The 26762-nt window shown below is 36.2% G+C and carries 29 protein-coding genes; 17 read left to right on the top strand and 12 right to left on the bottom strand.

What is annotated here, in order from left to right:
- Positions 1-70 precede the first annotated feature (70 nt).
- A complete protein-coding gene (locus tag JNG87_RS11815) occupies positions 71-2080 on the bottom strand; it encodes a hypothetical protein (protein ID WP_395974055.1) in 2010 nt (669 codons plus the stop codon).
- A 156-nt stretch (positions 2081-2236) separates the two neighbouring features.
- On the opposite strand from JNG87_RS11815, the gene JNG87_RS21675 reads away from it, so the two are divergent.
- Positions 2237-2851 carry a DUF4377 domain-containing protein gene (locus JNG87_RS21675; RefSeq protein ID WP_238349577.1) on the top strand — a complete coding sequence of 205 codons (615 nt, stop codon included), beginning with the start codon at positions 2237-2239 and terminating at the stop codon, positions 2849-2851.
- 151 nt (positions 2852-3002) lie between these two features.
- Here the strand turns inward: JNG87_RS21675 and JNG87_RS11800 are convergent, their stop codons facing one another.
- The gene (locus tag JNG87_RS11800) at positions 3003-3941 is read right to left on the bottom strand and encodes an SPFH domain-containing protein (protein WP_202838613.1); all 939 of its coding nucleotides are present in this window, start codon (positions 3939-3941) and stop codon (positions 3003-3005) included.
- Between the two features lie 129 nt (positions 3942-4070).
- Here JNG87_RS11800 and JNG87_RS11795 point away from each other — a divergent pair, with 129 nt between their 5' ends.
- The 6 genes from JNG87_RS11795 to JNG87_RS11770 all read left to right on the top strand — a co-directional run bounded on the left by JNG87_RS11795 (position 4071) and on the right by JNG87_RS11770 (position 7894).
- Entirely contained in the window at positions 4071-4712 is a 642-nt protein-coding gene (locus JNG87_RS11795) for a Crp/Fnr family transcriptional regulator (protein ID WP_238349576.1), read from the top strand.
- A 107-nt stretch (positions 4713-4819) separates the two neighbouring features.
- A complete protein-coding gene (locus tag JNG87_RS11790) occupies positions 4820-5353 on the top strand; it encodes a YceI family protein (protein WP_202838612.1) in 534 nt (177 codons plus the stop codon).
- A 27-nt stretch (positions 5354-5380) separates the two neighbouring features.
- Positions 5381-5599: a tautomerase family protein gene (locus JNG87_RS11785; protein ID WP_062675241.1), complete on the top strand. Its 219-nt coding sequence runs from the start codon at positions 5381-5383 to the stop codon at positions 5597-5599.
- 7 nt (positions 5600-5606) lie between these two features.
- Positions 5607-6341 carry an SDR family NAD(P)-dependent oxidoreductase gene (locus JNG87_RS11780; RefSeq protein ID WP_202838611.1) on the top strand — a complete coding sequence of 245 codons (735 nt, stop codon included), beginning with the start codon at positions 5607-5609 and terminating at the stop codon, positions 6339-6341.
- A 68-nt stretch (positions 6342-6409) separates the two neighbouring features.
- A complete protein-coding gene (locus tag JNG87_RS11775; RefSeq protein ID WP_238349575.1) occupies positions 6410-6790 on the top strand; it encodes a nuclear transport factor 2 family protein in 381 nt (126 codons plus the stop codon).
- Positions 6791-6802: 12 nt separating this feature from the next.
- On the top strand, positions 6803-7894 hold the full coding sequence (locus JNG87_RS11770) for an NAD(P)H-dependent flavin oxidoreductase (protein WP_238349574.1): 1092 nt from the start codon (positions 6803-6805) through the stop codon (positions 7892-7894).
- A gap of 7 nt (positions 7895-7901) precedes the next feature.
- On the opposite strand, the gene JNG87_RS11765 is transcribed toward JNG87_RS11770, so the two are convergent.
- The gene (locus JNG87_RS11765) at positions 7902-9257 is read right to left on the bottom strand and encodes a deoxyguanosinetriphosphate triphosphohydrolase (RefSeq protein WP_202844283.1); all 1356 of its coding nucleotides are present in this window, start codon (positions 9255-9257) and stop codon (positions 7902-7904) included.
- A 203-nt stretch (positions 9258-9460) separates the two neighbouring features.
- Between JNG87_RS11765 and JNG87_RS11760 the strand changes: the two genes are divergently transcribed.
- Positions 9461-10090, top strand: coding sequence for a class I SAM-dependent methyltransferase (locus JNG87_RS11760; protein ID WP_202838609.1), 630 nt, complete (start codon positions 9461-9463; stop codon positions 10088-10090).
- Between the two features lie 89 nt (positions 10091-10179).
- Complete coding sequence (locus tag JNG87_RS11755) at positions 10180-10914, top strand: DNA-formamidopyrimidine glycosylase family protein (RefSeq protein WP_202838608.1); 735 nt, start codon at positions 10180-10182, stop codon at positions 10912-10914.
- A gap of 151 nt (positions 10915-11065) precedes the next feature.
- On the opposite strand, the gene JNG87_RS11750 is transcribed toward JNG87_RS11755, so the two are convergent.
- Together JNG87_RS11750 and JNG87_RS11745 are read right to left on the bottom strand one after the other, a co-directional pair.
- Positions 11066-11788: a LytR/AlgR family response regulator transcription factor gene (locus JNG87_RS11750; protein WP_202838607.1), complete on the bottom strand. Its 723-nt coding sequence runs from the start codon at positions 11786-11788 to the stop codon at positions 11066-11068.
- Positions 11788-12864: a sensor histidine kinase gene (locus JNG87_RS11745; RefSeq protein ID WP_202838606.1), complete on the bottom strand. Its 1077-nt coding sequence runs from the start codon at positions 12862-12864 to the stop codon at positions 11788-11790. The genes JNG87_RS11750 and JNG87_RS11745 overlap by 1 nt, the downstream gene beginning before the upstream one ends.
- 245 nt (positions 12865-13109) lie before the next feature.
- On the opposite strand from JNG87_RS11745, the gene JNG87_RS11740 reads away from it, so the two are divergent.
- The gene (locus JNG87_RS11740) at positions 13110-13484 is read left to right on the top strand and encodes a hypothetical protein (RefSeq protein ID WP_238349573.1); all 375 of its coding nucleotides are present in this window, start codon (positions 13110-13112) and stop codon (positions 13482-13484) included.
- Positions 13485-13728: 244 nt separating this feature from the next.
- Complete coding sequence (locus JNG87_RS11735; RefSeq protein WP_202838604.1) at positions 13729-14385, top strand: glycosyltransferase family 32 protein; 657 nt, start codon at positions 13729-13731, stop codon at positions 14383-14385.
- On the opposite strand, the gene JNG87_RS11730 is transcribed toward JNG87_RS11735, so the two are convergent.
- Positions 14382-14717: a DMT family transporter gene (locus JNG87_RS11730; RefSeq protein ID WP_110010375.1), complete on the bottom strand. Its 336-nt coding sequence runs from the start codon at positions 14715-14717 to the stop codon at positions 14382-14384. The two genes, JNG87_RS11735 and JNG87_RS11730, sit on opposite strands and share 4 nt — an antisense overlap.
- A 981-nt stretch (positions 14718-15698) precedes the next feature.
- On the opposite strand from JNG87_RS11730, the gene JNG87_RS11725 reads away from it, so the two are divergent.
- From JNG87_RS11725 to JNG87_RS11705, 5 genes are all read left to right on the top strand, one after another.
- Entirely contained in the window at positions 15699-16418 is a 720-nt protein-coding gene (locus tag JNG87_RS11725; RefSeq protein ID WP_110010376.1) for an AAA family ATPase, read from the top strand.
- Positions 16415-17161 carry a YggS family pyridoxal phosphate-dependent enzyme gene (locus JNG87_RS11720; protein WP_202838603.1) on the top strand — a complete coding sequence of 249 codons (747 nt, stop codon included), beginning with the start codon at positions 16415-16417 and terminating at the stop codon, positions 17159-17161. Before JNG87_RS11725 ends, JNG87_RS11720 begins: the two co-directional genes overlap by 4 nt.
- A gap of 6 nt (positions 17162-17167) precedes the next feature.
- Complete coding sequence (locus JNG87_RS11715; protein WP_202838602.1) at positions 17168-17446, top strand: hypothetical protein; 279 nt, start codon at positions 17168-17170, stop codon at positions 17444-17446.
- 714 nt (positions 17447-18160) lie between these two features.
- On the top strand, positions 18161-18994 hold the full coding sequence (locus JNG87_RS11710; protein ID WP_202838601.1) for a hypothetical protein: 834 nt from the start codon (positions 18161-18163) through the stop codon (positions 18992-18994).
- A 140-nt stretch (positions 18995-19134) separates the two neighbouring features.
- Positions 19135-19647, top strand: a complete 513-nt coding sequence (locus JNG87_RS11705) for a hypothetical protein (protein ID WP_202838600.1) — start codon at positions 19135-19137, stop codon at positions 19645-19647.
- Positions 19648-19895: 248 nt separating this feature from the next.
- Here JNG87_RS11705 and gcvP read toward each other — a convergent pair whose 3' ends face one another.
- Positions 19896-22754, bottom strand: a complete 2859-nt coding sequence (gene gcvP, locus JNG87_RS11700) for an aminomethyl-transferring glycine dehydrogenase (protein ID WP_202838599.1) — start codon at positions 22752-22754, stop codon at positions 19896-19898.
- A 474-nt stretch (positions 22755-23228) separates the two neighbouring features.
- On the opposite strand from gcvP, the gene JNG87_RS11695 reads away from it, so the two are divergent.
- Entirely contained in the window at positions 23229-23378 is a 150-nt protein-coding gene (locus JNG87_RS11695; protein WP_171006367.1) for a hypothetical protein, read from the top strand.
- Positions 23379-23384: 6 nt separating this feature from the next.
- Here the strand turns inward: JNG87_RS11695 and JNG87_RS11690 are convergent, their stop codons facing one another.
- From JNG87_RS11690 to JNG87_RS11670, 5 genes are all read right to left on the bottom strand, one after another.
- Entirely contained in the window at positions 23385-24032 is a 648-nt protein-coding gene (locus JNG87_RS11690) for a J domain-containing protein (RefSeq protein ID WP_110010381.1), read from the bottom strand.
- A 389-nt stretch (positions 24033-24421) separates the two neighbouring features.
- Positions 24422-24955 (bottom strand): alpha/beta hydrolase, encoded by a 534-nt coding sequence (locus tag JNG87_RS11685; protein ID WP_202838598.1) that lies wholly within the window; start codon positions 24953-24955, stop codon positions 24422-24424.
- A gap of 254 nt (positions 24956-25209) precedes the next feature.
- A complete protein-coding gene (locus JNG87_RS11680; protein WP_202838597.1) occupies positions 25210-25467 on the bottom strand; it encodes a hypothetical protein in 258 nt (85 codons plus the stop codon).
- A gap of 92 nt (positions 25468-25559) precedes the next feature.
- Positions 25560-25892, bottom strand: a complete 333-nt coding sequence (locus JNG87_RS11675; protein ID WP_047433535.1) for a hypothetical protein — start codon at positions 25890-25892, stop codon at positions 25560-25562.
- Between the two features lie 11 nt (positions 25893-25903).
- Positions 25904-26458 carry an RNA polymerase sigma factor gene (locus JNG87_RS11670; RefSeq protein ID WP_228406519.1) on the bottom strand — a complete coding sequence of 185 codons (555 nt, stop codon included), beginning with the start codon at positions 26456-26458 and terminating at the stop codon, positions 25904-25906.
- Between the last annotated feature and the right edge of the window lie 304 nt (positions 26459-26762).

Here is a 26762-nt window from a genome sequence, read left to right as displayed (position 1 = left end):
AATTACGGCGGGCGGCTTCGCCGCCCGCCGTAATTCTAAACCTTAAACTTTAAACTTTAAATTCAAAGCTCTATTTAAACTTCTTCTTAAAACTGAATTTAAGCATATTCATGAGTCCCGGTTCAATGATATCAATTCCCAGTCCAAAATTACTGTCAGCAACAGTATGATGATCTGTTCGGAACTTTTCAAACTCACTTTGCGGAATTTCAATATTGATCAGAGGATTGTATTCAATATAAACACTTGCCCCATTTTTGTTCACTTTTTTTCGACTTTTATAATCAAAATATGGGTTGGATATCGTACTTTCCTGAACTGTATATTTTTCTTCAACATCAATTTTCTGATCCGTCTGCAAATTGATTTCATATTTCTCACTATCGAAATTATGCCAGAAAGGTAAATCTTTGTGGATGAAATCTCTTGCACTCGCCTTCACTACATTTCTATCAAAGTACATCAGAAAACGGTTTTTCTGCGGATCCACAAAATAAGGATTTTCAATGGTTGCGGTATACTGGATCTTAACTTCATTCAGTCTTTTGTCATCACTTACTACATCAATAGCAGCATCTTTGAATACGTTTCGGACATCTGTACCATTGCGGTCACCTGAATAATTAAGCGCATAGAAAAGAAAGCTGTTCCAACTGTCTATGATTTCTCTTTTATTGGTACTTTTAAAATACCTTCTCATAGCATTGGCTCTGTTTCCTTTATAAGTTGTTGATAAAGTAAGCTTTCCGGTATTACCCTGTGCATTTAAATCTACTCTTTCATCAATGCAGAAGTAAGGGAATTTATAAGATTTTCTTACCTGAAGCTCCTGATCTTTCTTCACTTCCAGATAATGCATAAAATAGATAAAGCCTCTGTTTTCAATCAATCCGAATTCATCACGGATGGTTGCATCAATGAAATATTCTTCACCTTTATAATTCACTTTTACGACAACATGATTGAAACTTAACAGGGACGGCAGATAGTATTTAATATAATAATCTGTATTAAAATTAACCAGCACTACAGAGGCGTCTACTCCTATATAATCAAGGATTACTTTCAATAAAACCGATTTTGCCTTACAATCGCCCTGTTTATTTTCATACGTTACTGATGGTTCCTGTGGCTTATGACCATTCATTTCATCTGCATTGAAGACATAATAGATATGATTTTGTACATATTCTATGGCAAACTGCAGTTTTTCGTCCTGATCAGCAATGGCATCGAGTTTTTCAACCAGATTGGGAGCAAAATCCTGTAAAGAAGACTTGTTAAAAATCTCCTCATAGAACGGTACAATATAGTTGGAAAGATCTTTCCAGTTGCTTTCTGTAGCAAAATCTACATAAGGAAAAATTTCACGGCCTGAATCTACAGGGTTGATATAATTCTCTTCTTCAATGACAAATCTATCTCCTTTTTTCAGATAACTGATTTCCGGCTCAAGAACATTTCCCTGCTCATCTCTGAAGAATGTTTTTTTATAGGCAACAGTCTGTTCACGTTCGTTGATGAATGTAAATTTAAAACTGCCATAAGCCCAATAGTTATCCGGACTTACCCAGACATATTTTGAGAACTCCTTTCTAAGAAAATCACGGTCTGTAAATTCTTTGATTCTTGAATCTTCCAAAATCAGAACATCATACAGCCTGAGATCTTTAATGGTGATATTGATTTTTTTATTACTGCTCAGAACTCCTCCACTGCTTTGGTTTTCACTGTCAAGAACCTTTATTTTTGTGTCCGGAATCTTATCGATCAGCACTCCATCCCTTAACACACTGATCCTGTGAATCTGGTAAACTTCATTTTCCTCAACAATCACATCAGAAACAGAAGCCCTTTCCAGGTTTCCCGGTTCGTTCAGAGTATACGCCATGCAGACGTACTCACTGTTTTCCGTATTGCTTGTATAGTATTTTTTGTCTAAAAAATAGCAGTAATCACGACCTTCATCAATTTGTCTTCTGGCAAATTCGGAGTCTTTGATTCGGTTCTTTATTTCCTCATCCCCGATATTTCCTGCCCACATTTCAGGTTTTTGAATCCTGTAATTTTCAACTTGCATTTGATTATCCATATTTATTATAAGAATTATATTTTGGTTAGTGTTTAAGAAATTCAAATTAAACAATTAAAAAAGTAAAAAACAATAGCAGAAGTACTACAAATTCAGTATTTTTTTTCGGCACAGTAATTGCGAGGTATGGGGAAAATCAAGTTTATGAAAAGTATAGCAACAATTCTAAAAGGGGCAGCACCTGCATTAGCATTATTCGCAATGACGCAATGTACAACCACAGCCAATGCATCCGCAGGTGATGAAAAAACATTCATCGTAGGACCACAAACAGCAGATTGTACAGGAGTAGCTCCTATGAAATGTCTGCAGGTAAAAGAAAACGCTTCCGGAAACTGGACGAATTTCTACAGCAATATCGAAGGATTTACTTATGAACCGGGGTATGAATATGTTTTAAAAGTAAAAACAGAAAAAATTGAAAATCCGCCGGCTGACGGATCATCCATAAAATACACTTTGGTAAAGCAGGTTTCCAAAACTAAAAAAGCAGAAATGGCAGCCAATGAAAAGACAATTATCGTAGGGCCACAAACCGTAGAGTGTTCTGCCGGAGCTGGCCGTATGCAATGCATGCAGGTAAAAGAAAACGCTTCTGAAAGCTGGACCAATTTCTACAGCCCTATTGAAGGCTTCACTTACGAGCCGGGTTACGAATACGTTTTAAAAGTAAAAACAGAAAAAATTGAAAATCCTCCGGCTGATGCTTCTTCCATCAAATACACTCTGATAGAAGAGGTTTCTAAAACGAAGAAATAATCAATAAAAAACCGCTTCTGAAAATTCAGAAGCGGTTTTTTATTTTGCGGGAAGAACGAAGCCAGAAGTTTCTTTGGGACGATCAGGAAAAGTCAGCAAATGATCCATTTTAAGTGTTTATTTCTGTCTTTCTTTTTACTTCCTTTCTATCTTAAAACCCGCTTTCTTTCTGGGGTGGATCGGGATATTTTCCTTTCGTAGCCTCTCCTACTGTGTTGGCTGTTGTCATCGCCACAACAAGATCATTCAGCATTCCGCTGGCTGCTGTTGGTGAATTGGGAAGGAGTACAAGATTACTTCTGTTGCTGGCGCCCACAGAATGTAAAGTATCATAATGCTGTGTTACTACAATAAGCGCTGAAGCCTCATGAGAATTGATATCCACATTATTCAGCATTCTTACAGACTCTTCAAGTCCTTTTGCAATTTCTCTTCTCTGGTCGGCAATTCCCTGCCCTTGTAATTTCTTAGATTCTGCTTCTGCTTTTGCAACCGCAACAATTCTGATTCTTTGTGCTTCAGATTCGTATTCGGCTGCCGTTTTTTCTCTTTCTGCTGCATTGATCCTGTTCATGGCATGTTTTACCTGCTCATCCGGATCAATATCTGTTACCAAAGCTTTGATAATATCATAACCATAACTGTTCATGGCATCCTGAAGCTCGCTTTTCACTGCAATGGCCACATCATCTTTTCTTACAAAAACATCATCAAGCTTCAACTTGGGAACTTCTGCTCTTACCACATCAAAAACAAAAGAAGTAATTTGATTTTCAGGATTTTCCAAACGATAGTAGGCATCTCCCACCTGACTTCTGATGACCTGATACTGAACAGAAATTTTCATTTTAATAAAAACATTGTCTAATGTTTTTGTATCAATCAGTACATCCAACTGCTGAATTCTCAGATTAAGTCTTTTGGCAATCTGATCTATGATGGGCAGCTTAAGGTGAAGACCTGAATGCTTTACCGCACGGAATTTCCCGAAACGCTCTATAATCGCTGCTGTTTCCTGCTTAACGACAAAAAACGAAGCGAATAAAATGATAAGCCCGAAGAAAATAACGGGTGCAAAATATATACTCATAGTTTTAATTTTTATTAATATGTCGTTACAACACCTGTTTTTGTTAAAAACATTTTTTGTAAGTAGCTGCTTAAATATAAGAAAAATAAATGTAAGATCCGGAATATAATCCCCGGGAAATCAGACTTTATGATATCATATTTTTTTTTAAACCAAAACTATTCTGAAAAAGACTTACTTTTGAATATTCATTACATCATGATTAATTCTAAAGAAATATTAAAGGATCACATTTCAAAATTTACTTCTCTCACAGAAGAGCAGTATGATTATGTCTTTGGACATTTTAACCTGATCTCTTTAAAAAAAGGGCAAAGCCTTATCTCGGAAGGTGATTTTGTGAATCATGAATATTTTGTTCTGGAAGGCTGTCTGAAAGCATTTTATCTTAATGACAGCATGAAAATGTTTATCCTTCAGTTTGCCATGCCTACGTGGTGGGTGACAGATTTTGATGCACTTTACAATAAAACAAGAGCAACCATCAATGTAGACTGTATCACCAATGCCAGCATCCTTTCTATTTCCGACGAGGACAGGGAAAAGATCTGTAATGAAATTCATGAGGTTGAACATTTCTTCCGCTGGAGGACCAACAAAGGGTATGTAGCCGCCCAGAAACGCCTGTTATCTTTTATGAATAATGATGCCAGATTCCGGTATGAAGAACTTCTATCCATGTATCCTCAATTGTACAATCTGGTTCCGAAACATCTGATTGCATCTTATCTGGGAGTAACCAGAGAAACTTTGAGCAGGCTGCACCAGTAATCAACCTCTTTAAAACAATTAATCTCTTCCTCTATTTTGTGAGGTACATCACATAATTTTTTCCTTCAGTCGGCTGAACTTTGTGTCAATATTTAAACCCAATAAAAATGGACACAAAAAATTTTAAAGTCAATACAGAAAACAGTACTATCGACTGGATCGGAAGAAAAGTAACCGGCGCTCACAATGGAACTATCGGTATAAAAGATGGAAACTTCACATTTGGAGAAGGAAGTTCTATGTCAGGAAAGTTTGTCATAGATACCCGTTCCATCAAAATCCTGGACATTGAAGATGCTGAAACCAATGCACAGTTTGCCAATCATCTGGCTTCTGATGATTTCTTTAATTCTGAGCATTTTCCTGAAGCTCATTTCGAAATCACGCATGCTGAACCGGGTGATGAAAATCTTTATTATGCAAAAGGAGATCTTACCATAAAAGGAATTACACATCCTATAGACACAAGCCTGCAGATTGTAAAAACAGATAATATGGCCGTTCTAAAAACCAAGATCATAGTAGACAGAACGAAATTCAACATCAGATTCAGATCTTCCAATTTCTTCACCAACCTTGGTGATACGCTGATCTACAACAATTTTGACTTAAACATCCATCTTGTAGCGGAAGCTTATTAATTCTATAACCTTAAAAATTTTACCATCATGCCATTCATCAAAGTAGATGTACTTCGCGAAGATCTTAACCGCGAAACAAAACAACAATTAATCAGAAAAATAAGTGAAGCTGTCACCTCAGTTTTGAATAAGGATCCTCACTTAACCCATATTGTCATTAACGAGATTGAGGATGATAACTGGGGATATGCCGGAGAACAGGTTTCAGTATTAAAAGAACAGGGGTTTTCAACAGGAAAAAAATAAATCAGCAATGAAAAAACAAACCGTAATTATAACAGGAGCTTCTTCAGGAATAGGATTGGAAACAGCACGTTATTTCTTAGACCGAGATGATAATGTCATCATCAATTCCCAAACGGCATCTAAACTACAGGATGTTTATAATGAACTTGGAGCCGGTGAAAATCTGGCAATGGTTGCCGGAAATGTTTCAGACAAAGCAACAGGTGAAGCGCTGGTAAAAACAGCTTTAGAAAGATTCGGATCTGTTGATGTTCTTATTAATAATGCAGGAATTTATGAAAATAAAGCATTTCTGGACGTTACCGAAGATTATCTGGACCGTTTTTTAACAACGAATTTAAAAGGAACATTCTTCACTACACAGGCTGTTATTCCTCAGATGATCAGACAAAAAGACGGTGTGGTAATTAATGTAGGAACACCATTGGTATATCATGCCATTGCAGAGTCTCCTTCCACAGCACCTATTTCAAGTAAAGGAGCTATTCATGCACTGACTTTGCAGCTGGCGGCAGAGTTTGGGAAAGATAATATCAGAGTCAATACGGTGGCTCCCGGATTGATCAGAACTCCAATGCATGGTGCAGACCTTGACAATAATGCAGGAATTCACCTCATTAATCGTATCGGAGAGCCGGAAGAAGTTGCTCAGATGATTCATGCGATTGCAAAGAACACATTAATTTCCGGGGCCATCATCAATGTTGATGGCGGAATGGGTGCCGGGCATCATTTATCATGAAACTATCATTAATTATAGCATGGCTGCTCAGCTTTCCCCTGAGTAGCCTTGCACAAAATCTAAAGGATATGAAAACCAATCAGACCTCAGAAACTGAAATAAGAAATGTCATAGAGAATTATTATTTCAAAGGGATTTATGAAGGAAATACCGATATTCTTGCCAAAGCTTTTTATAAAGATGCTTTGCTTTTCGGAGACGTTAACGGAGTTCCGTATTTCAAAACTGCAGAGCAATATATTGAAGGCGTTGGAAATCGTATAAGTCCGCAGAAATCAGGAAAAGGTTTTAAAGCGAAAATTATTTCAATCGACATTATGAATTCAATTGCTGTTGCAAAATTAAATGTAAGGATGTATGATTTTAATTACTATAATTTCATAACTTTCAATTATATAGACGGGCAATGGATGATCGTTAACAAGACTTTGACCAATGTACAGCCTTAATTCAGATTTTTAATGAAAACCAATACAATCATGTGGAATAAAAATAGAATTACGGAATTACTGGGAATAGAATATCCTATTCTGCAGGGACCTTTTGGCGGAGGCCTTTCCACCGTTGAACTGACAACAACAGTGAGTAATCTCGGCGGATTGGGAGGTTTCGGAGCGTATACTTTGTCACCGCAGGAAATCTATGACGTTCACAGAGTCATACAATCCAAAACGGACAAACCTTATAATCTCAATCTCTGGGTAAGCGATCACGATATCATTAACGAAAAACACACAAAAGAACAATACCAAAAGGCTGTTGAGACTTTCAAACCTTATTTTGATCTTCTGCAGACGGATATTCCTTCAACACCACTCCCTTTTGAATCGAGATTTCAAAATCAGCTGGAGGTGGTTTTGGATATAAAGCCTAAAGTTTTCAGCTTTATGTTTGGACTGCTTGGTGAAAACCTCATCGAAGATCTTCATCGTCAGGGAACCGTTGTTTTGGGAAATGCAACAACACTTGATGAAGCGATTGCTTTGGAAAAAACAGGCGTGGATGTTATTGTGGCTTCCGGTTTTGAAAGCGGTGGTCACAGACCTTCATTTCTGGATAGTGCTGAGTTTTCTGTAACGGGAACTTTTTCTTTGATTCAATTGATTAAAGATAAGGTAAAAATTCCTGTAGTTGCTGCAGGAGGAATTGCCAACGGCCGTGGAATTGCGGGGGCTTTTAAGTTGGGAGCCGATGCTGTACAAATCGGAACAGCATTTCTGGCTACTGAAGAATCCGGAGCGTTACCGATACACAAAGAGTTTTTATTTTCTGAAGCTGCGAAATCCACTACTTTAACCAGAGCTTATACCGGAAGATTAGGACGTGGAATTACGACAAAAATCACAAGAGATGTATTGGCAGCAACAGAAAAAACATTACCGTTCCCATTGCAGACACATTTTATGGGGGCATTGAGAAAAGCAGCTTTGGAACAGCAAAAAAATGATCTGGTTTTCTTCTGGTCCGGTCAGATTGCGCCGCTTTTAAAGCATAAAAAAGCCTCTGCTTTAATGAGATCACTAATTGAAGAGGCTTCTGAATTATTACAGTAAATAGAATTTATACGGTCATTCCGATGTCTATTCCTTTAATTTTTCTATATAAATCGGTAGCGTAATTATCTGTCATTCCGGAAACGAAATCAATAACCCCAAGAACTTTCTGATAATCGGTGCCGTCATTGTAAATGAATTGCTTTGGAATTAATTTCAAAGCTTTTTCATCATATGATTTTCTGTTATCTTTAGACTTCAGAATGGAAGGAATAAAGTGATCCAGCAATTCATACATTACATTGTAACCGGCATTTTCAATTTCAACAACAGCTTTATGATTGTAAATTTTTTCTACCGAGAAACTTTCGATATCCTGCAGTGCTTTATTTTCTTTTTTATAAATATCAAGTAATCCATTACTAAGATTTCCTTCAAGAATCGTTTCAAAGTTATGCTTATACATCTCAATCGATTTGTTGATTAATGCATTGATTACTTTTGCTCTTAAATAAGAAATCTGTTCATTTTCATTGGATATAGAACGTAACTTTGTTTCAATTCTCTGAACATCATCCGTCTCCGATTTTACCAGCTCGAAAAACAGGTTTTTGCAGTCTGCTGTGGAAACAATTCCCAATCTGTGAGCATCTTCCATATCAATGATGTTATAACAGATATCGTCAGCCGCCTCTACGAGCCATACAAAAGGATGTCTTTTAAAAATGTGAGGTTCTTCACTTTCAGAAATAAGCTGTGTTCCTTTGGCAATTTCCAGGAAAATATCTTTTTCATTCTGGAAAAACCCGAATTTCTTCCGGTGAATAATTCCTTTCTTTTTCGCTACCGCTTCACACGGATATTTTGCGATACTTGCCAGCGTTGAGAATGTCAGCTGGATACCTCCTGCATCTTTTCCTTGTTGCTGCTGTGCCAATACTCTGATGGCGTTTGCATTTCCTTCAAAATTAACCAGATCTGCCCACTCCTTTTCATTGAATTTTGATTTCAGATCCTTTTCATTTCGTTCAAAATAGCTGGCAATGGCATCTTCTCCGGAATGTCCGAATGCAGGATTTCCCACATCATGGCACAAACACGCTGCGGCAATTACATTTCCTAAATTATAGAGATAAAAATTCTTTGAATCTTCAGTGAGGTCGTTTTTAAAATCTTCAGCAATAAATTCACCGATAATACTTCCCAAACTTCTTCCTACGGATGATACTTCCAGAGAATGCGTAAGTCTGTTGTGCACAAAAACACTTCCCGGAAGGGGAAAAACCTGCGTTTTATTCTGCAGTCTTCTGAAGGCAGAAGAGAAGATAATTCTATCGAAATCCCTTTGAAAATCAGTTCGCGAAGCTTTGGTCTGTGGATTGTTTCCTGTACGTTGATTGGTGAAAATCTGGTTTAAATTCATCATTTTTCAAAATTACTCCAAATTTTAATTGTACGGAATAGTATTTAGATTTTTATTAGTGAGATCTTCCATTCAAAAAATCTATTATAGTAAACGTTTTTTAGGGATCGGAAAACTTGATGAAATATTTTACATTTGGTGTAACTAATACATTGAAGATTATGAATGATTCTTCTTCATGTCAATTTTAAATTCTTAATACAATGACAGACAACACATGGCTCAACAGATGGGACGAAAGGTACAGCACCAAAGAGTTTGCGTATGGAACAGAACCCAACAATTATCTCAGAGAACAATTAACACGGATAACGCCCGGAAAAATACTTTTTCCTGCTGAAGGTGAAGGCCGGAATGCAGTTTTCGCAGCAACACAGGGATGGCAGGTTTCAGCTTTTGATATCAGTGCAAACGGCAGAAATAAAGCATTACAACTTGCAGAACAACTGGAAACCACCATTGATTATCAGGTTGGAGAACTTTCAACGTTGAACTATCAGAAAGAACAATTTGATGCCATTGCTCTTATTTATGCTCATTTCCCGGGAGACATTAAATCTTCTATCCATCAGATGCTGAATCAGTATCTGCGTAAAGGCGGTTTTATTATTTTCGAAGCTTTCAGTAAAAACCATCTGGAATATATTGCAAAGAACGAGAAAGTAGGCGGTCCAAAGGATATTGAATCCTTATTTTCTATTGAGGAAATCAAAGCCGATTTTCCGGATTATGATATTATTGAATTAGCTGAAAAAGAAATAGAACTCAATGAGGGACTATTTCACAACGGGACAGGTTCCGTCATTCGTTTTGTAGGACAAAAACTGGCCTAAAAACATTCTAAACAGGTTTGTTTTGGGATAAAAATCAGGTTGTATGCAGCTATGGAATATTATTTGAATCTTTATCTCAAAACAAACGTATGCCTGAAGGTCCATCCATCATATTAATGAAAGAAAGCCTGCAGCCATTTGCAGGACAGCAAGTGACAGAAGTTTCAGGGAATGCCCAATTTGAGAAAGATTCTTTCATTGGCCAGACTCTTCTCGAAATCCGTACTTTTGGAAAACAGACTTACCTCGTTTTTGAAAAAGCAGCCATCCGGATTCATTTATTAATGTTTGGCTCTTATAGCATTGATGAGCAGACCAAGCCGGATAAAAGTTTGCGTTTAGCCTTGTTTTTCGCTACCGGAAGTATTTATTTTTATACCTGCTCTGTGAAATCCGTAGATATTGATTTTCTCTCCAGCATTGATTGGGAAGCCGATGTGATGAGCGATCAGTGGAATCCCAAAAAAGCAGAAGAGAAATTGAAATCCAATCCGAAAATGATGGTTTGTGATGCATTGATGAATCAGGATATTTTTTCGGGTGTGGGAAATATTATTAAAAATGAGGTTCTTTTCAGGATTGGCGTACAGCCGGAAAGCTTAGTGGGTAATCTTCCTGCTAAAAAAAGAAAAGAATTAATCGCTGAAGCCAGAAATTACAGTTTCGATTTTCTGAAATGGAAAAGAGAATTTGTTCTGAAAAAGCACTGGCTGGTTCATACAAAATCGGTGTGTCCGGTTTGTGGACAAAAATTGGTTAAGAAACAAACGGGCGTAGGAAAAAGAAGAAGTTTTTATTGTGAAAAGGATCAGAAGCTTTATTGAATAAACCGCTATTTTTATTTTTTGGCTGAAGCCGTTGATTGTTTTTATTTGTCTAACGGGCTTAGCTATTTTTTTCCACTGATTACACAGATTTACACCAATTTTCTAATCATTTGACTGATATTATAGCTCATTACCTATTACTCATGTATTAGTCTGAGTTGAGAAGACCTCCCGCAAATCTTGTAAAAAACTCGGAGCGGTAGACTTCACCAAGAGGAATTTCGGAATCTTCAATATATATATTATGATTGTCAAATGAATCTATATAATTCATATTCACCACGTAGGATTTGCTGACTCTGATAAAGGTTTCCCCGGAAATCTTCTGATGAATGGTTTTCAAATTCATTGCAGTGATCAGCTTTTGCTGCTTTGTATGAATAACGACATAGTCTTTGAGCCCTTCAATAAATTTGATATCTGAAAAACTGATTTTATAGAACCTGCGTTCTGCCTTTATGAACAGGAAGTCTGCGGTATTGGATTCTACCGTATTTTTCACGGTATTCTTAGATAAAAGTTCGGTGTAAAGTACCGCTTTATCAATTGCTTTTTCCAGCCTTTGCGGATCAATAGGTTTCAAAAGATAGTCTACTGCTTCCAGTTCATAACTTTTCAGGGCATATTGGGAATAGGCAGTTGTAAAAATGATCAGTGATTTTTTCGGAAGCATTTCTGCAAATTCAAGACCTGTTACCATAGGCATTTCTATATCAAGGAAAATAAGATCTACCTCATTATCTTTAAGAAATTCGAGAGCAGAAAGCGCATTGGAAAATTCCCCAAGGATACCGATACCGGAAATTTCAGCGATCAGCGATCTCATCTCGGATCTTGCCAGAGGTTCATCATCAATTATAATACAATTCATCACACGGGAATTTTTAAATTTACACTATATTCTGTATCATCAGATTCTATCTTCAAATCAAAAGTATCATTATAAAGAAGTTCCAGTCTTCTCGTGATATTGGCGAGCCCAAGTCCACTGCTCCTTTTGTCCGCAGGAAGATAACCTTCACTTCTTGAATTCACACATCTGAAATAAAGCAGCCGATTATCGATATTGATTTCTATTTTCACCCAGGATTCTCTTCCACTAAGATCCACACTATGTTTTACCGCATTTTCTACAAAAGTGGTAAACAGATTCGGAGGAATAAAGGTACTGCTTATTACTCTTTGATCAATATTGACCTGAATGTCAAAAGAAAAATTGTCCCGTCTTATTTTTTCAAGATTTAAAAAGTTAGACAGGAAATCAATCTCTGAAGTCAGCAACGTTTTTTCTTCGCTGTTTTCATACAGCTGATATCTGAGAAACTCGGAAAGTTTTACAATGACTACAGATGCTTTGGCCGGATCTGTTCTGATCAATGCTTTTACATTATTCAGCATGTTGAACAGAAAATGCGGATTGATCTGGTTTCTCAATTCATTCAGCTCCATATTCAGGGTAAGATTGCTCAGTTCATTGATTCTTTTATTATCACTGATCCATTTCTGCAGAAGTTTGATGGTTGTCGTCGTCAGGATGATCGGAATACACATCAGAACGCCCTCATAAATGCCTCCTCTTTCATTATCTTTCGGAATGTATTGTGTTCTGAAATCCTGAAAAAGATGTCTGAAACTGTACCCGATGAAATTAAGTCCCATCACACCCATAAGGACGAGCAGAACAAGATAAGTGACATATTTTGTTTTAAAGAAAAACCGAGGAACCAATACATATATATTAATGTAGACCATTGCGATCAGAATCACATACACAAAGAATAAAACATAGTACTGATATATTCCGGAATACCAGTGCCAGAATCTTGCGCTGTACAGTAAAAAGAAAAAGAAGATCAGGAACAGCAGATGCCTTCGGAATCCATACTTCGCTTCCACCAGAAAATCGATCACAAAGGTTTCTTCAAATTTCCACGGGCTATATTTCATATGGCAGGCTCATTTTATTACAAAAATAGGCAATAACGGAAATTAAAGTTGTTTTATTATACAAAACCGGTATTTTATTATACCAATGATCATGCTTCAGGATTTCGTATAAAATACCAGCCATTTTGTATAAAAACAAATTTGTATCCTTCTTTTCTCTATTCCTTTGTGCTGATAAATGAACACATATGGAATTAACAGCTTTTCAAGAACTCACTCAGGAAATATCAATAGAATGTTTTTTTATGACCGAATCTCAGCAGGAAGAAAAAGTAATACAGCTTATTGACCTTCACCATTTTGTAGAATGTTTCGATGCAAAAATGAAAATTGTTAGTTACCTGCATCATTCCATTAATATTGTAGTCCATGAAGGGGAGAAAAAAGGAATCCTGTTTTGTGATCTTAAACATTCTGCCGTTCCCGACAGCAATGCGTCTGAAGAGTTTAGAAGAAGACATAGACTTTCAGAACTCTGGTTTGTTTTTGTAGAGGAAACATTTGTTCCTGATACTGCCTGCTACACGGATGCAATTATTGAAAACAGCCTGGATATATTCTACGACAGGATTTTCACCTTCAATTTTTTCCAATCTATCATTCAACCCTTAAAAAAATAAAACTGATTGTACAATATCTGAACTTATTTTTAAAATTCACAAGCTGGAAGATTAAAAAAAAATTAAAATTTTCTTCTTCCGGCTTTTAACCATTTCTTCAAAATACAATCAAAAAACAAAGCCGGCATAAGCTGTTTCAAATTTCAGGGATTCCCTTCTCCTTATGAAAACTCTTATTACTGCATGCACATTACTGACGAAAAAGGATTTAAGAATTTGTATAAGAATTTATTAAAAACAGGACATGGCAGTACCCAAACAAATATTTCAGACTTTTAAAACCAAAAAACTTCCTTTTATTACACGATATCACATCTGGAATATGAAAAGAAAGAATCCGGAATACAGCTACTTCTTTTATGATGACAGTGATATTGAAAAATTTCTCACAGAAGAATTTCCTCCCAGCTATATCGAAACGTACCATAAACTGACAATTGGTGCTGCAAAAGCTGACTTTTTCAGGTACGCTATTTTATATAAAAAAGGAGGCATTTATCTGGATATTGACAGCAGTATCGTAAAGCCGTTCCGGGAACTTATCAAAGAAAGTGACGAAGCGGTGATCAGTGCGGAAAGACATGCCAATTTATATGTGCAATGGGGACTTATTTTTAATAAAAACCATCCTTTTCTTAAGAAAACATTAGAACTGATGCTTGATAATATCAATAATCACCGGTATCCGAATGATGTACACGCTACTACTGGTCCTACTGTCTTCAGTAAGGGTATAAAACAGTCTCTGGCAGAAAATCCTTCTATTCCTTTTACTTTATTTGACGGCATTGAGTTCAGAGGTTTTTTAAAGTTCAAATATAAACTGGGTAAGTTCTTTTTATACAAAAAAAGGTCTGAACACTGGAAGCAGCAGCAAATGCAGCAGGATATTATTGTTTAATGGGTTCCCATTTTTGAGAATACATTGATAATAATCACTCCGGTTACAATCAGGGCAATACCAATGATAGCCGGCAGATCCGGGATCTGTTTGAAGGCTATCACTCCGATCATCGTTATAAATACAATCCCTACGCCGGACCAGATGGCGTAGGTAATTCCTACAGGAATCTGACGAAGGGTAAGGCTTAAAAAATAAAAAGCGCAGGCATATCCGGCAACTGTTACTACAGATGGCCATAGTTTGGAAAATTCCTCAGATTTTTTCAGAAAAGTAGTGGCAATAATTTCAAATATGATTGCCAGAGCAAGAAAAATATAACTGCGTCCCATAAAATTCATTCTTTATACAAAAGTAATAAAAGCCCCCGGGTAATTCAAAAAATGACATCCAAGCCATCGGTCAGCAGACAATGTTATTTTCAGTTGTGACACAAACTCCTATTTCTCTCTGACATGAAATATGACAGCTGACAAAAATTCCAACATAGAAATCAGTGTTAAAAATAAATTTTATTAACATAAAAATCTGGTTGAAGTGAAAAATTAACGTGCAAAAAATACACTTTAAAACAATATTATGCTAAGCATTATTTATTATTTGTTTTATCAAGTCCAATGTAGAAGTCGATAAACGATTAACACATTCACATAATTTTACAGATAGAATAACAAAAGCATTAATAAATTCCAAATAATACATTAATTTACTGTAAACAAAAATTCACCGATACATGAACCCAAAACACACTAATACACTGATAAACATCATAGTATTTTACTTTGGCACATGATTTGAAAGTAGTAATATTGCAATTGAAAGATTGATAAAAAAAAGTCAAATAATTAAAAATAATACAAAATGATAACTTATATCGGTATCGCAACAGGTTTAGTCGTAATTACTTCATATTTCATGACAGTAAGAAGAGAAAGAAACTAATCTTAAAACAAAACAAGCCTATAGAAAATCTATACTAATTATATTGTTTTATGTTTTTAGTCTGAGAGATCGGATCGCTCTTTTACCCATCGGGTAAAAGGGTCCAAAAACATAAGCAGAAAGATCTTAGTTTCATAACAAATTTTAATATCCAATGAATAAAGCCGGTCGCAAGTCTGGCTTTATTTTTTATTGAGTCTTTTTCCCACAAATCTCACAGATTTTCACAAATTGTTGCTAACACCAACATCAGTTCATTTATCATTTATAATCCATTTTACGCTGGACCAGCTGTTTATTATTTTTCAGGATTCTTTTTGACGTCCAATAAAGCTTTATCTTTGTTTACTCAATATTTTTTAATTGTCATTATGAATCTGTACAACCTTATTATTCAAGATAAAGAACAGGTAAATCTTAACGAAGTATTTCTCAATGCGAACAACAGGGAACAGCTTGTACAACTTATCAAGGAGCATGCTTATGTTAAGGAACTGCAGGAATACGGCCTGCCGGTTAACCATAAGATTCTGCTTGAAGGAAGTTCCGGATGTGGAAAAACAATGACAGCCAAGGCCATTGCCAATGCTCTGGGAAAAAATATTATTATTTTAAACCTTAGTAATATTGTTTCGTCCCGTATCGGGGAAACGTCCCAGAATATCAAAATGATTTTTGACAAAGCCGCCAGAGAAAGGTCGGTACTTTTTCTTGACGAACTGGATCAGATCGGAAAAGCAAGAGGCAGCGATGATAAAGATGTAGGCGAAATGAGAAGATTAGTTAATACCCTGATTCAGCTGATTGATTATTATCCTGAAAATGCGCTTTTAATCTGTGCCACCAATCATCCTGAGATTATTGATACTGCCCTTTTAAGACGTTTCCAGCTAAAAATTAATTATGAAATGCCTTCCGCTGAAATTCTGGATTCGTACTACAATCAATTATTAGCACAGTTTCCGGAAGATTTGAGAACGATTGAAAGAAAATACTCTGTTTCTTTTGCTGAAGCTAAAGACCATGCTTTAACCGCCGTCAAAGCTGCTTTAATAAAAAAACTGGAGGCTAAAGAAATTATCCCATCATGAAAGAAGATATTCTCCACAACCTCGCTTTGATCAATGAAAGAATAAGAAAGTCTTGTGAGCAATCCGGAAGAAACAATAATGAAGTCAGATTATTACTGGCTACGAAAACTGTTTCTGCAGACCATATCAAAATTGCTTTGGAAAACGGACAGGAATTGATCGCAGAAAACAAAGTACAGGAATTGAAGGAGAAATATGAAGAACTGAAAGACATTTCTCATGAAAATCATTTTATAGGCCATCTTCAAACCAATAAAATCAAAGATATTCTGAAATATGATGTTACCTGTATTCAGTCTCTGGACCGTCTGGAACTTGCTGAAAAACTTCATCAAAGACTTTTGGCTGAAAACAGAACAATGGATGTTTTGATTCAGGTGAATACATCCAATGAAGAAAGCAAATTTGGAATTAATCCTGATCAGGCTATTGAACTTACCCGAAAGATTTCCAACTACTCTACTTTAAAGATAAAGGGATTGATGACCATCGGTCTGTTCAGTGCTGAGACCGATAAAGTAAGAGCATGTTTTAAAATCCTGAAAAAACTTCAACAAGATATCATCACCGAAAATATCCCCAACGTAGAAATGAAAGAGCTTTCCATGGGAATGAGCAGCGATTTGGAAACGGCCATTGAAGAAGGTGCCACGATTGTACGGGTGGGGACTGCTGTTTTTGGAGCGAGAATCTACCCAGACACTTATTATTGGGATGAAGGAAAAACAAATAATAAAGACTAAAATTATATGTTCCCGTTTACTTATACTTTTGAGAGAGAAATAAAAGATAGCAAAACGTTTAAAAATGTCACTGATGCAGTATGTCATTCAATCACAGAAAGGGGTTTAACTGATATTGTTCTTGCTGACGGCACCATCATAGGTGAAAACAAAATGTTTAAACTTGATTTTGCCAACAAATCCCCATTAGTTTTCTCACTGGCAAAGAATACTTCTACTACAACGAAAATACAAGAATTCTTACCTACAAAACAAAAGCATTTTATTCTATCCTATTTTCCCTAATCTATTCCGCTGTACTTTCCTGATCCTGCATTTTATCCTACATCACCTGACTACTGAGATACTAATAGCTTCTCTCCTTTTCATTGCCGGTATCATTATACATTATTGTCATTATATTTTGGTAATAGATAACGTTTCCAAAATTTAACCGAAAATTAAGCAGTAAAAACCTATCTCTTTAGTAAAATACCGGCTTCGACAGGCTCAGCCTGACAACGCTTAAAAATTTCGGTAGGTATTCGGTTGTCCCCCTGAGCCTGTCGAAGGGTTAGTAATAAGAAAAACCTTTGTTACTCATTAATCCCAGGTATTAACTATAAGGACAAGTCAATAAACCCATTCCTTAGTCTACAAATCCGGTATACTTTTTGCTGTAAATATTTCGTAACCAAACAAATACATTTATGGATAAAAAATTACTATCGGTATGTCTGTTCATGACATTATTATTCTTTTTTTCATGTGAAAAAGAAAACACACAGATGAAAAGTGGAATTTCCATTGAAACCATTTCAATTATAACCTGCGTTACTATGGGCTTTGCTATTTTGCTGGCGTATAATTTTAAACGAAGATAACAAACCGGAATTTAAATACTAAGCACCTCTCAGTTTTTGGGAGGTGATTTTGTTTAAAAATTTTAATTAAATGACTGGCATTTCATTAAAATATAATAAATTTCAAAAAATTTCTCTTTCGTAACTAATAACCCTAATGAAAAAAACATTCCTGTCAGCACTTTTATCTTTGCTCATTTTGAATTGTACTCACAAAAAAGAAAATGTTCAACAGACAGACAAAGAGAATCCCAACCTTACAATGTCTATCCCGCTTGAATATCTTGCGGATTACCCTTTAATTAAAGACTCTTCAAAATTTATCGAAAATCTTCAGCAAGCTTTTGATCTCCATGTCCATGAAAGTCCTGTTCAGCAAAAAGGTGAAAAAATAACGGTATTCAAAAAGGTAAAAATCAATGGTTCAGATCAGGAGTATTACTTTGTTGAATACGACTGGAAAACAGGACCAAATTCTGGATATCCCTGGAAAAATCAACTCTTATTAACACAAGAAGGGAAGCTTGTTAAAATTTTATCAGCAGAACGGTCTCAATTTGTTTCTATTTTCCCAAAACAAAATCCGTACTTACTGGCAACCTCGGTCACAGCACATGGAAACGGAGGTCATGAAATTTACAAAATAACAGCAGACTCTTTAGAAGATGTCTATGGGGGTAACGTCAGAACATATGATGCTCATGAAGACAACAAAATTTATGAACCGTATGAGCTGCAATTAAAAATTAAAGACTACAATAATGACGGATTTAATGATATTGCTTTCACAGGAAAACTTGTATTGATCCAGAGGCGTACACCGGATGGATTCTGGTATGACAACACAACAATCAATGGCAGGAAAGTCAGTTATTCTGTTGATAACCCATACAAAAAAATTCCTGTAGAATATATTTTTCTTTACGATCAAAAAACGGGGCATTTTAAGCCAAAAGGAGACTATAGAGAGAAGTACAAACTATTCGAATAAAGACTCCATCATTTGTAATACTCAATCCCGATCATCCAGACTGTTTTCTCCAATATTTCAATAGAATTGTTTACTTTTATCACAGAACGCGAACATTTCACAATAAATATTCTACATTTAAATTTCATCCTTTTTATTATATGATCCAAACCAATAACCAAAACTATCTACTGCTAATCATCTTACTGATTCCCAATTTTCTTTTAGCTAATGCAGGTTCTCCCATGATTTGGTTTAGCTTTTTACATCTGATCTGGATCAACTTCATCATCGGAACCTTTGAAAGTAAACTTCTTGTAGAAAAATTCAATCTCCAAAACAGAAAGTGGCTGATCATTGCAGCCAACTATGTTTCTATGTTTGTAGGTTACTATTTCATTGCACCTCATTTTTCTTTGGTAAACGGATATCCAGACTTTTGGGGTATGAAATCAAGGGTAGGCGAATATGAACTGGGAGGATTTTTTATTGGTTTCCTATACAGTTTTGGAGCAACTCTGGTTATTGAATTTCCATTTTACTGGCTTTCATTGAAAACAAAACAGAAGGGCTGGAAATTATTATTACCATTCTTCTTAGTCAATCTTTTTACAAATATTATGATGCTTGCTATTTATTTTGCAATTGTTGCTTTTGCTGCAAAATGGAATTAATTAGTAAAGTTTAGATTGCTTCCCTACGCTCGCAATGACAATGGTCGTACAAGGCTCGTAATTTGTCGGAAAAACACATCGTTTAACCTTTGCTGAGTGGAACGCCTCTGCGAACATTGAAACAATTAGTTCTCGAAAAATCCTCGCGACATTTGCGTTAAAGAGATTGCTTCGCTACGCCCGCAATGACTATAAAACAAAATCCCTCTCATTACTGAAAGGGATTTTTTATAGTTAAGAAACTGAGATTACATATAAGCTTCAATTGGCTCACAAGTACAAACTAAGTTTCTGTCTCCGTAAGCTTCATCTACTCTTGATACAGAAGCGAAGAATTTGTGGTCTCTTACCCACTCTAGAGGATAAGCTGCCTTTTCTCTGCTGTATGGTTTATCCCATGAATCTGAGATCACCAGTTGTTCTGTGTGAGGAGCATTTTTCAATACGTTGTTTGTTGCATCTGCTTCTCCATTAGCAATTTCATCAATTTCTTTTTTGATGGAGATCAATGCTTCTGCAAAACGATCGATTTCAGCCTTGCTTTCAGATTCTGTAGGCTCAATCATTAATGTACCTGCAACCGGGAAAGAAACGGTAGGAGCATGGAAACCATAATCCATCAATCTCTTCGCCACATCTGCCACTTCAATTCCTAAAGATTTGAACTGACGGAAATCTACGATACATTCGTGAGCTACTCTTCCGTTTTCGTTTGAATATAAAATCGGGAAATGCTCTGCTAACACTTCTTTCAGATAGTTAGCGTTAAGGATAGCATGTCCTGTAGCCTTTTTAAGACCTTCAGTTCCTAACATTTTGATGTAAGCATAAGAAATGTTAAGGATCAATCCTGAACCGTAAGGTGCTGCAGAAATACCGTCGATTGCTTCTTTGGAACCGATTCTGATATTCGCGTTGGAAGGAAGGAAAGGCACTAAGTGTTTAGCAACACAGATAGGACCTACTCCAGGACCTCCACCTCCGTGAGGAATTGCAAAAGTTTTGTGAAGGTTAAGGTGGCAAACGTCCGCTCCGATGTTTCCAGGACTTGTAAATCCTACCTGAGCATTCATGTTCGCACCATCCATATATACCTGTCCTCCGTGCTCGTGGATAAGGTTGGTAATTTCTTTAATGTTAGCATCAAAGAAACCGTAAGTTGAAGGATAAGTAATCATTACAGCTGATAAGTTGGCTGAATGAAGTTCTGTTTTAGCTTTAAGATCTTCGAAGTCGATTTCCCCGTTTTCAAGGTTTTTCACGACTACGATTTTCATTCCTGCCATAGCAGCAGAAGCCGGGTTGGTACCGTGTGCAGACTGAGGGATCAATACTACATTTCTGTGGTGGTCACCTCTTGAGATATGATATTGTCTGATCACCATTAATCCTGCATATTCTCCTTGAGCTCCGGAGTTTGGCTGAAGAGAAGTTCCTGCAAAACCTGTAATTTCTGCCAAGTCTTTCTCTAACTCACGGATCATTTCCTGGTATCCTTCAGCCTGGTTTACAGGTACGAATGGGTGAACTGCTCCCCAGTTTTCCCATGAAAGCGGTAACATCTGAGTGGCTGCGTTCAGTTTCATGGTACAAGATCCTAAAGAAATCATTGAGTGGGTCAATGATAAGTCTTTTCTCTCAAGACGCTTGATGTAACGCATCAATTCTGTTTCCGTGTGGTATTTGTTGAATACAGATTCTGTAAGAATTTCGTCTTTTCTTAAGTTTTCTTCCGGAATACTGTATCCTTCTTTGATTTCTAATTTGAAAGTCTGCTTGTCTTTAAACTGAGCAAAAGAAGCCATCAGATAGTTTAATTTCTCTAATGTTGTACTTTCGTTGATCGCAATACTTACTACACCTTCTGTGAAATAGTTTAAGTTTAATCTGTGATCAAGCATTAGTCTTACCAATCTTGCTTTCTCATCTTCAGCCATAGTGATTTTCACAGTATCGAAGATTGGCTCTTCTACTACCTGATATCCTAATGCTTTAAGACCGTTTTTCAAAGCATTTGCTTTAAAGTGTATCTGATCAGCGATATAGTTTAATCCTTTTGGTCCGTGGTAAACAGCATACATACCTGCCATTACAGCCAAAAGAACCTGAGCTGTACAGATGTTTGAAGTAGCTTTCTCTCTTTTGATGTGCTGCTCTCTGGTCTGTAATGCCATTCTTAATGCACGTTTTCCGTACATATCCTGAGAAACCCCAATGATTCTTCCCGGAATATCTCTTTTATAATCTTCTCTACAAGCGAAGAAAGCTGCGTGAGGACCTCCGTACCCTAATGGAATACCAAATCTCTGCGTAGTTCCTACGGCACAGTCAGCACCCATTTCTGCAGGAGACTTTAGCTTAACCAAAGCCATCGGGTCACAAGCCACAGCTACCTGAAGATCAAGTTTTTTATATTCTACAATATCTTCTGTATAGTCTAAAACGATTCCGTTTTTACCAGGATATTGTAATAAAACACCATAATAAGAACCATCAAACTGGTGTGTTTTATGATCTCCTACTACAATCTCAATTTCTAACCCTTCAGCTTTTGTTTTTAATACAGAAATGGTTTGTGGAAGAACAAGGTCAGAAATGAAGAACTTGTTAGCTCCGGCTTTTTTCTGGTCTTTAGATCTGTTGTTGAAGAACATATGCATTGCTTCAGCAGCAGCAGTAGATTCATCCAATAAAGATGCATTTGCCAATGCAAAACCTGTAAGATCGCATACTACAGTCTGGAAATTAAGAAGAGCTTCAAGTCTTCCCTGTGCAATTTCTGCCTGATATGGAGTATACGCAGTATACCAGCTAGGGTTTTCAAAAATATTTCTCTGGATTGCTGAAGGCAAAAGGGTATTGTGGTATCCGAATCCGATATAACTTGTATAATCAGTATTTTTAGATGCCAATTCTTTTGAGTGGTTCAACATTTCGTATTCAGAAAGTGGTTCCGAGATCTCAAGATCTTTCTCTAAACGGATAGAAGAAGGGATGGTCTGAGAAATTAACTCTTCAATACTAGAAACGCCAAGTTTCTCCAACATCGCCTGTTTATCGGCTTCATTAAGGGAAATGTGACGGCTCACAAACTGTTCTGTATTCATTTTTATTTATTAGATTTTGTTTGTAAAAAGATGGGTAAAATTACAATTTTTTGAATGATTTCACAAGAGTACCAGAGAGGTGATAATTCACACATCTATTTGTGATTTTTATCACAATTTGCATTTCGTAAATTATGATAAGGTTAGCATTAATTTCATCAATAATAACCATTATTCTATACATAATACACAAGGAAAACTATCAATTTCTATATAATTAAGTTCTTTGCGTATTATTAAATTAGTGTATATCATCAATAAATTTCACCCTTATTATTGAATCTATTAAACGAATTTTTTTAAAAATATAATGTGTTCAACATCTATTTTTATTCTTATACTGAAAGCTTCTGTCATTCAAATTTACTTCCATTAAAACTCTTTTAAATTAATTTGAAACTGCTATTCATCAGGTTGTAAGAATTTTATGAAATTTTATTAATTATATTTATTCTAAATTAATATATTTGCAACATGAATATGATTATCCCATTTAAAGTTCCGCCATTGGCACCTTACTCATTCAATACCGAAGAGATGTTCTGTGAAAAGAAATCATGCTGTAAAAAATTCAAGAAGGGAAAAAGATGTAAAAAATGCCCGGGAAGAAAGAAAATGGCATAAACGCAATTAGCTGAAGTTTTTTATCAGCATATAGATCGCAATTGCCAGAATAATAATTCCCCAGATCAGCATCATTATCTTAGGCTGACCTGACTTGTTTATTCTTGTTGCAGGCTGCGGCTTAAACATTTCTTCCACCGAACTTTTGAACTTTTCAGAATCGTTTTCAAAAACTTCTGTGATGGTAATTCCCTGAACAACCGTTTTGTGCAAAAGAGAATTGGTTGCATGCAGCAGAAGCTGGAATTTTCCATCTTTAAATTCTGTGATCTTAAAGATCCTCTCTCCATACGGCTTTTCTAATCCGAAAGGCAATACTTTCACCACATCGGCATTACTCGTCTGCCAGTTGATGATAATCTCCTCTCCTTTTTTCGCATGAATTTTATTCGCTGTAAAAGTTTTGATGGCTGGCGGAATATTATACCTGAAACTTCGCTGATGGTTTTCTAAATTCTGATCATAAGTACGTCTCAGCGCGCGATCACTTAAGGTTTCATAAGCCTCCTGAATCTCACGGAAACGGTCCGCAAAAAAGTCATCATTGTCATTTTTATCGGGATGATATTTTAAGGACAGTTTACGATAGGCTTTTTTGACGTCTTCTTCTGAAGCATCCTGTGATATACCGAGAAAATAATAGTAATCTTTCATTGAGCAATACAAAAATAAGGATTTATTTTTCTTTGCGTTTGATGTTTACGGTAAAATTTTGTTGGAAGTATAGATCAAAAAGTCATTGCGAACTGCATGTGAAGCAATCTCAACATAGCTTATAATCCGTTGGTTGGAAAAACGCAAGAGCGCAAAGTTTTTTATAGCTGTCTGCATATTTTTAAGGCGCAAAGATTTTATCTCCGATAAAACTGTACTTCTCAACAAATACATGAATTGAATGAGTTCAACAGCCCCTTTGTCATTCCGAGCAAAGCAAGGAATCTCTACTTCATATTAAAGGTGTTTCCCGCAGATCTCGCAGATTACGCAGATCATTTCGTAGTAAATTCAATCATAAGAACTGAACAGTAATAGACCGACCGTAATTACTTACGGGAAATCCAATCCTTAGTGGGAGCAATCCACTCATTAAGTGCTTTGAAAAGAAAGCCATGATTCAATCCCGTATTAAGCTCTATTTCTTTAAAGTCTTTTAGGTGGGATCTGACGAACCGCTGTTCATACGACATCGGCACATGTCCGTCATCTGATCTCTCCGTAATAGAAAGAATCCTTCCATACAATCTGAAATTTTTATCTTTTTCCAAAGAATCATCTTTGAAACTAGCTCCGATGAAGACAAATTTCAATTGTGGATTCTTTTCATAATAAGAAACATATTGTGCAATATAACCTCCCTGAGAAGTTCCCACAATGGTAATCCTTCCGGCAGGAATTCCTCTTTTCATAAGACTGTCAATCTGTTTCCTTACCTTTTGAGCATACACCGATGGTTCTGTATTGGCTTTTCTCTTCTCGGATATAACAACCGTATTTTGATCTCTCAGCTTGTTGAGTATTGTCTCATATTCTGCAACACCATATTTGGGATGCTTTTCCTCAAAAGAATGGTCTTCCAAAAATTTATTATGTAAAAAGAAAATATATTGTTTTTGTTGTGACTTTTGGCCAAACAATATGATCGAAAAAAATGAAAGTATGACAATAAAAACATTTGTAAACCTCATCATAACCGGAAATAGCTTTTAATTAGAAAGAAACAAATATAGTGTTAAAAAGCCTTTACTGGGACTATTTTATGTAAAAATTCCGGCTCGGGAAGCTTCGCTTCCCGAGCCGGAATGTAACAATTTCAATTTAGTTTTTACTTTTCTTATGCTTCGCAGGTATTATCCTTTTTGCAGCATTTTGAACGGAATTCTTTTTTGAATTTCCCTTTCAGTTCCTGATAGTCTTCCTCATTCATTTCTCTGATCTTATCTGCCAGTCCGAAAGGTGACTTTTTTTTGATTCCATACTCATCAAAAATACCTTTGATAAATCTTCTTCTTTGTATTGCTTTTTTAGCGATTAAGGCTACACCTGCAACAGCTAATGCTCCAAGAGCCCCTTTTAATGCTGAATTTTTCATTTTTTCAAAATTTTAAATTTTACTACTTCTTGTTTTTTATAGAGACGAATGAATGCTGATTTTTACTTTACTACTTCTTTAAAAATTTCAGATTATTCGTTATTTCTGTTGAAGAATCCACCGGAGCATTTATTTCTCCAGACTTCTTTAAATTTCTCTCTTTCTTCAGGAGATAAGCCTGCCATTTTTTCTCTCATCTTTCTTTCCTTGAAATCTCTCACCCCTTTGCCAAAGTGGAAACCTCCGAAAAGAATTTTGCTTAAGATCAGTATTCCCATGGCCTGCCAGAAAGTAATTGTTTTTGCTCCTAAAATCTCCGGAAGAAGGCAGTTCCAAAGCATCATGACAATCCATGTAACGGCAGCTAAAATTAATGGCGGGCATAGCAATAAAAAAATCCAACCCTTTTTGTGTTTATGATTCATAATTTCTTTTTCTAACTTTTTAAATCTTCGTATAATTTTCTCAATCTGTTTCTTAAGTGCTTCACAGCATAGTTTTTTCTGCTGATGATGGTTTTGATGTTTTCTCCCTGTTCATCGGCGATCTCCTGGAGGGTTTTGTCGTTCAGTTCATTTTCTACGTAGACCAGCCTTTGTTTTTCGGGAAGTTCATCAAGCGCCTCAAACAGTTTTTTCCAGATCTCATCCTGAAACATCTTCACTTCAGGACCGGCACTTTCATCCATCAAAAGGATATCCTTGATAGAAAAACTGCCGTCTTCATCTTCATATACGAAATCTTCAAGATTTTCTGTTTTCTTTTTCCGGTAACGGTCTGTGATCTTATTCGCCGTCACCCTGTACAGCCAGCCCCCAACGTTTACGATCTCAGAAAGATTCGTAAGGCTACTGAACTGATACCACACTTCCTGCAGAATATCTTCCGCATCCTCCGTGTTTTTCACTTTCGGACGAATATAAGACATCAGCTTCCCTCCGTAGTTCGAAACGGTTTGTGAGATGATGCTTTCTTTCTCCTTCTGTGGCATTGTTATTTTTTCGACAACCTCCATACTGATATGACGGTTAGCCTTTTGGTTTTACTTTAATAAATTTAAAATATTTTTCTTACAATTCAATTTTTCTTTTATTCATCATGTTTTTATCTTCTCAATTATTCCCGGATTACTCATTACTTATGTTTAAAGAAGCTTTTTCCCGCTATCCGCTCATACTCCTCACGCCAGACCATCCCACACCCTACCCTACGACTCTCCCACTCGTGTTCCGGGGTAACCGCTGCTATCGGGGCTAAGTTGGTGAGTGATAATTGGTAATTGATGAATGATAATG

The sequence above is a fragment of the Chryseobacterium cucumeris genome, assembly GCF_016775705.1.
In the GTDB taxonomy this organism is placed as follows: domain Bacteria; phylum Bacteroidota; class Bacteroidia; order Flavobacteriales; family Weeksellaceae; genus Chryseobacterium; species Chryseobacterium cupriresistens.
This window is presented reverse-complemented; position numbering and strand designations above follow the sequence as displayed.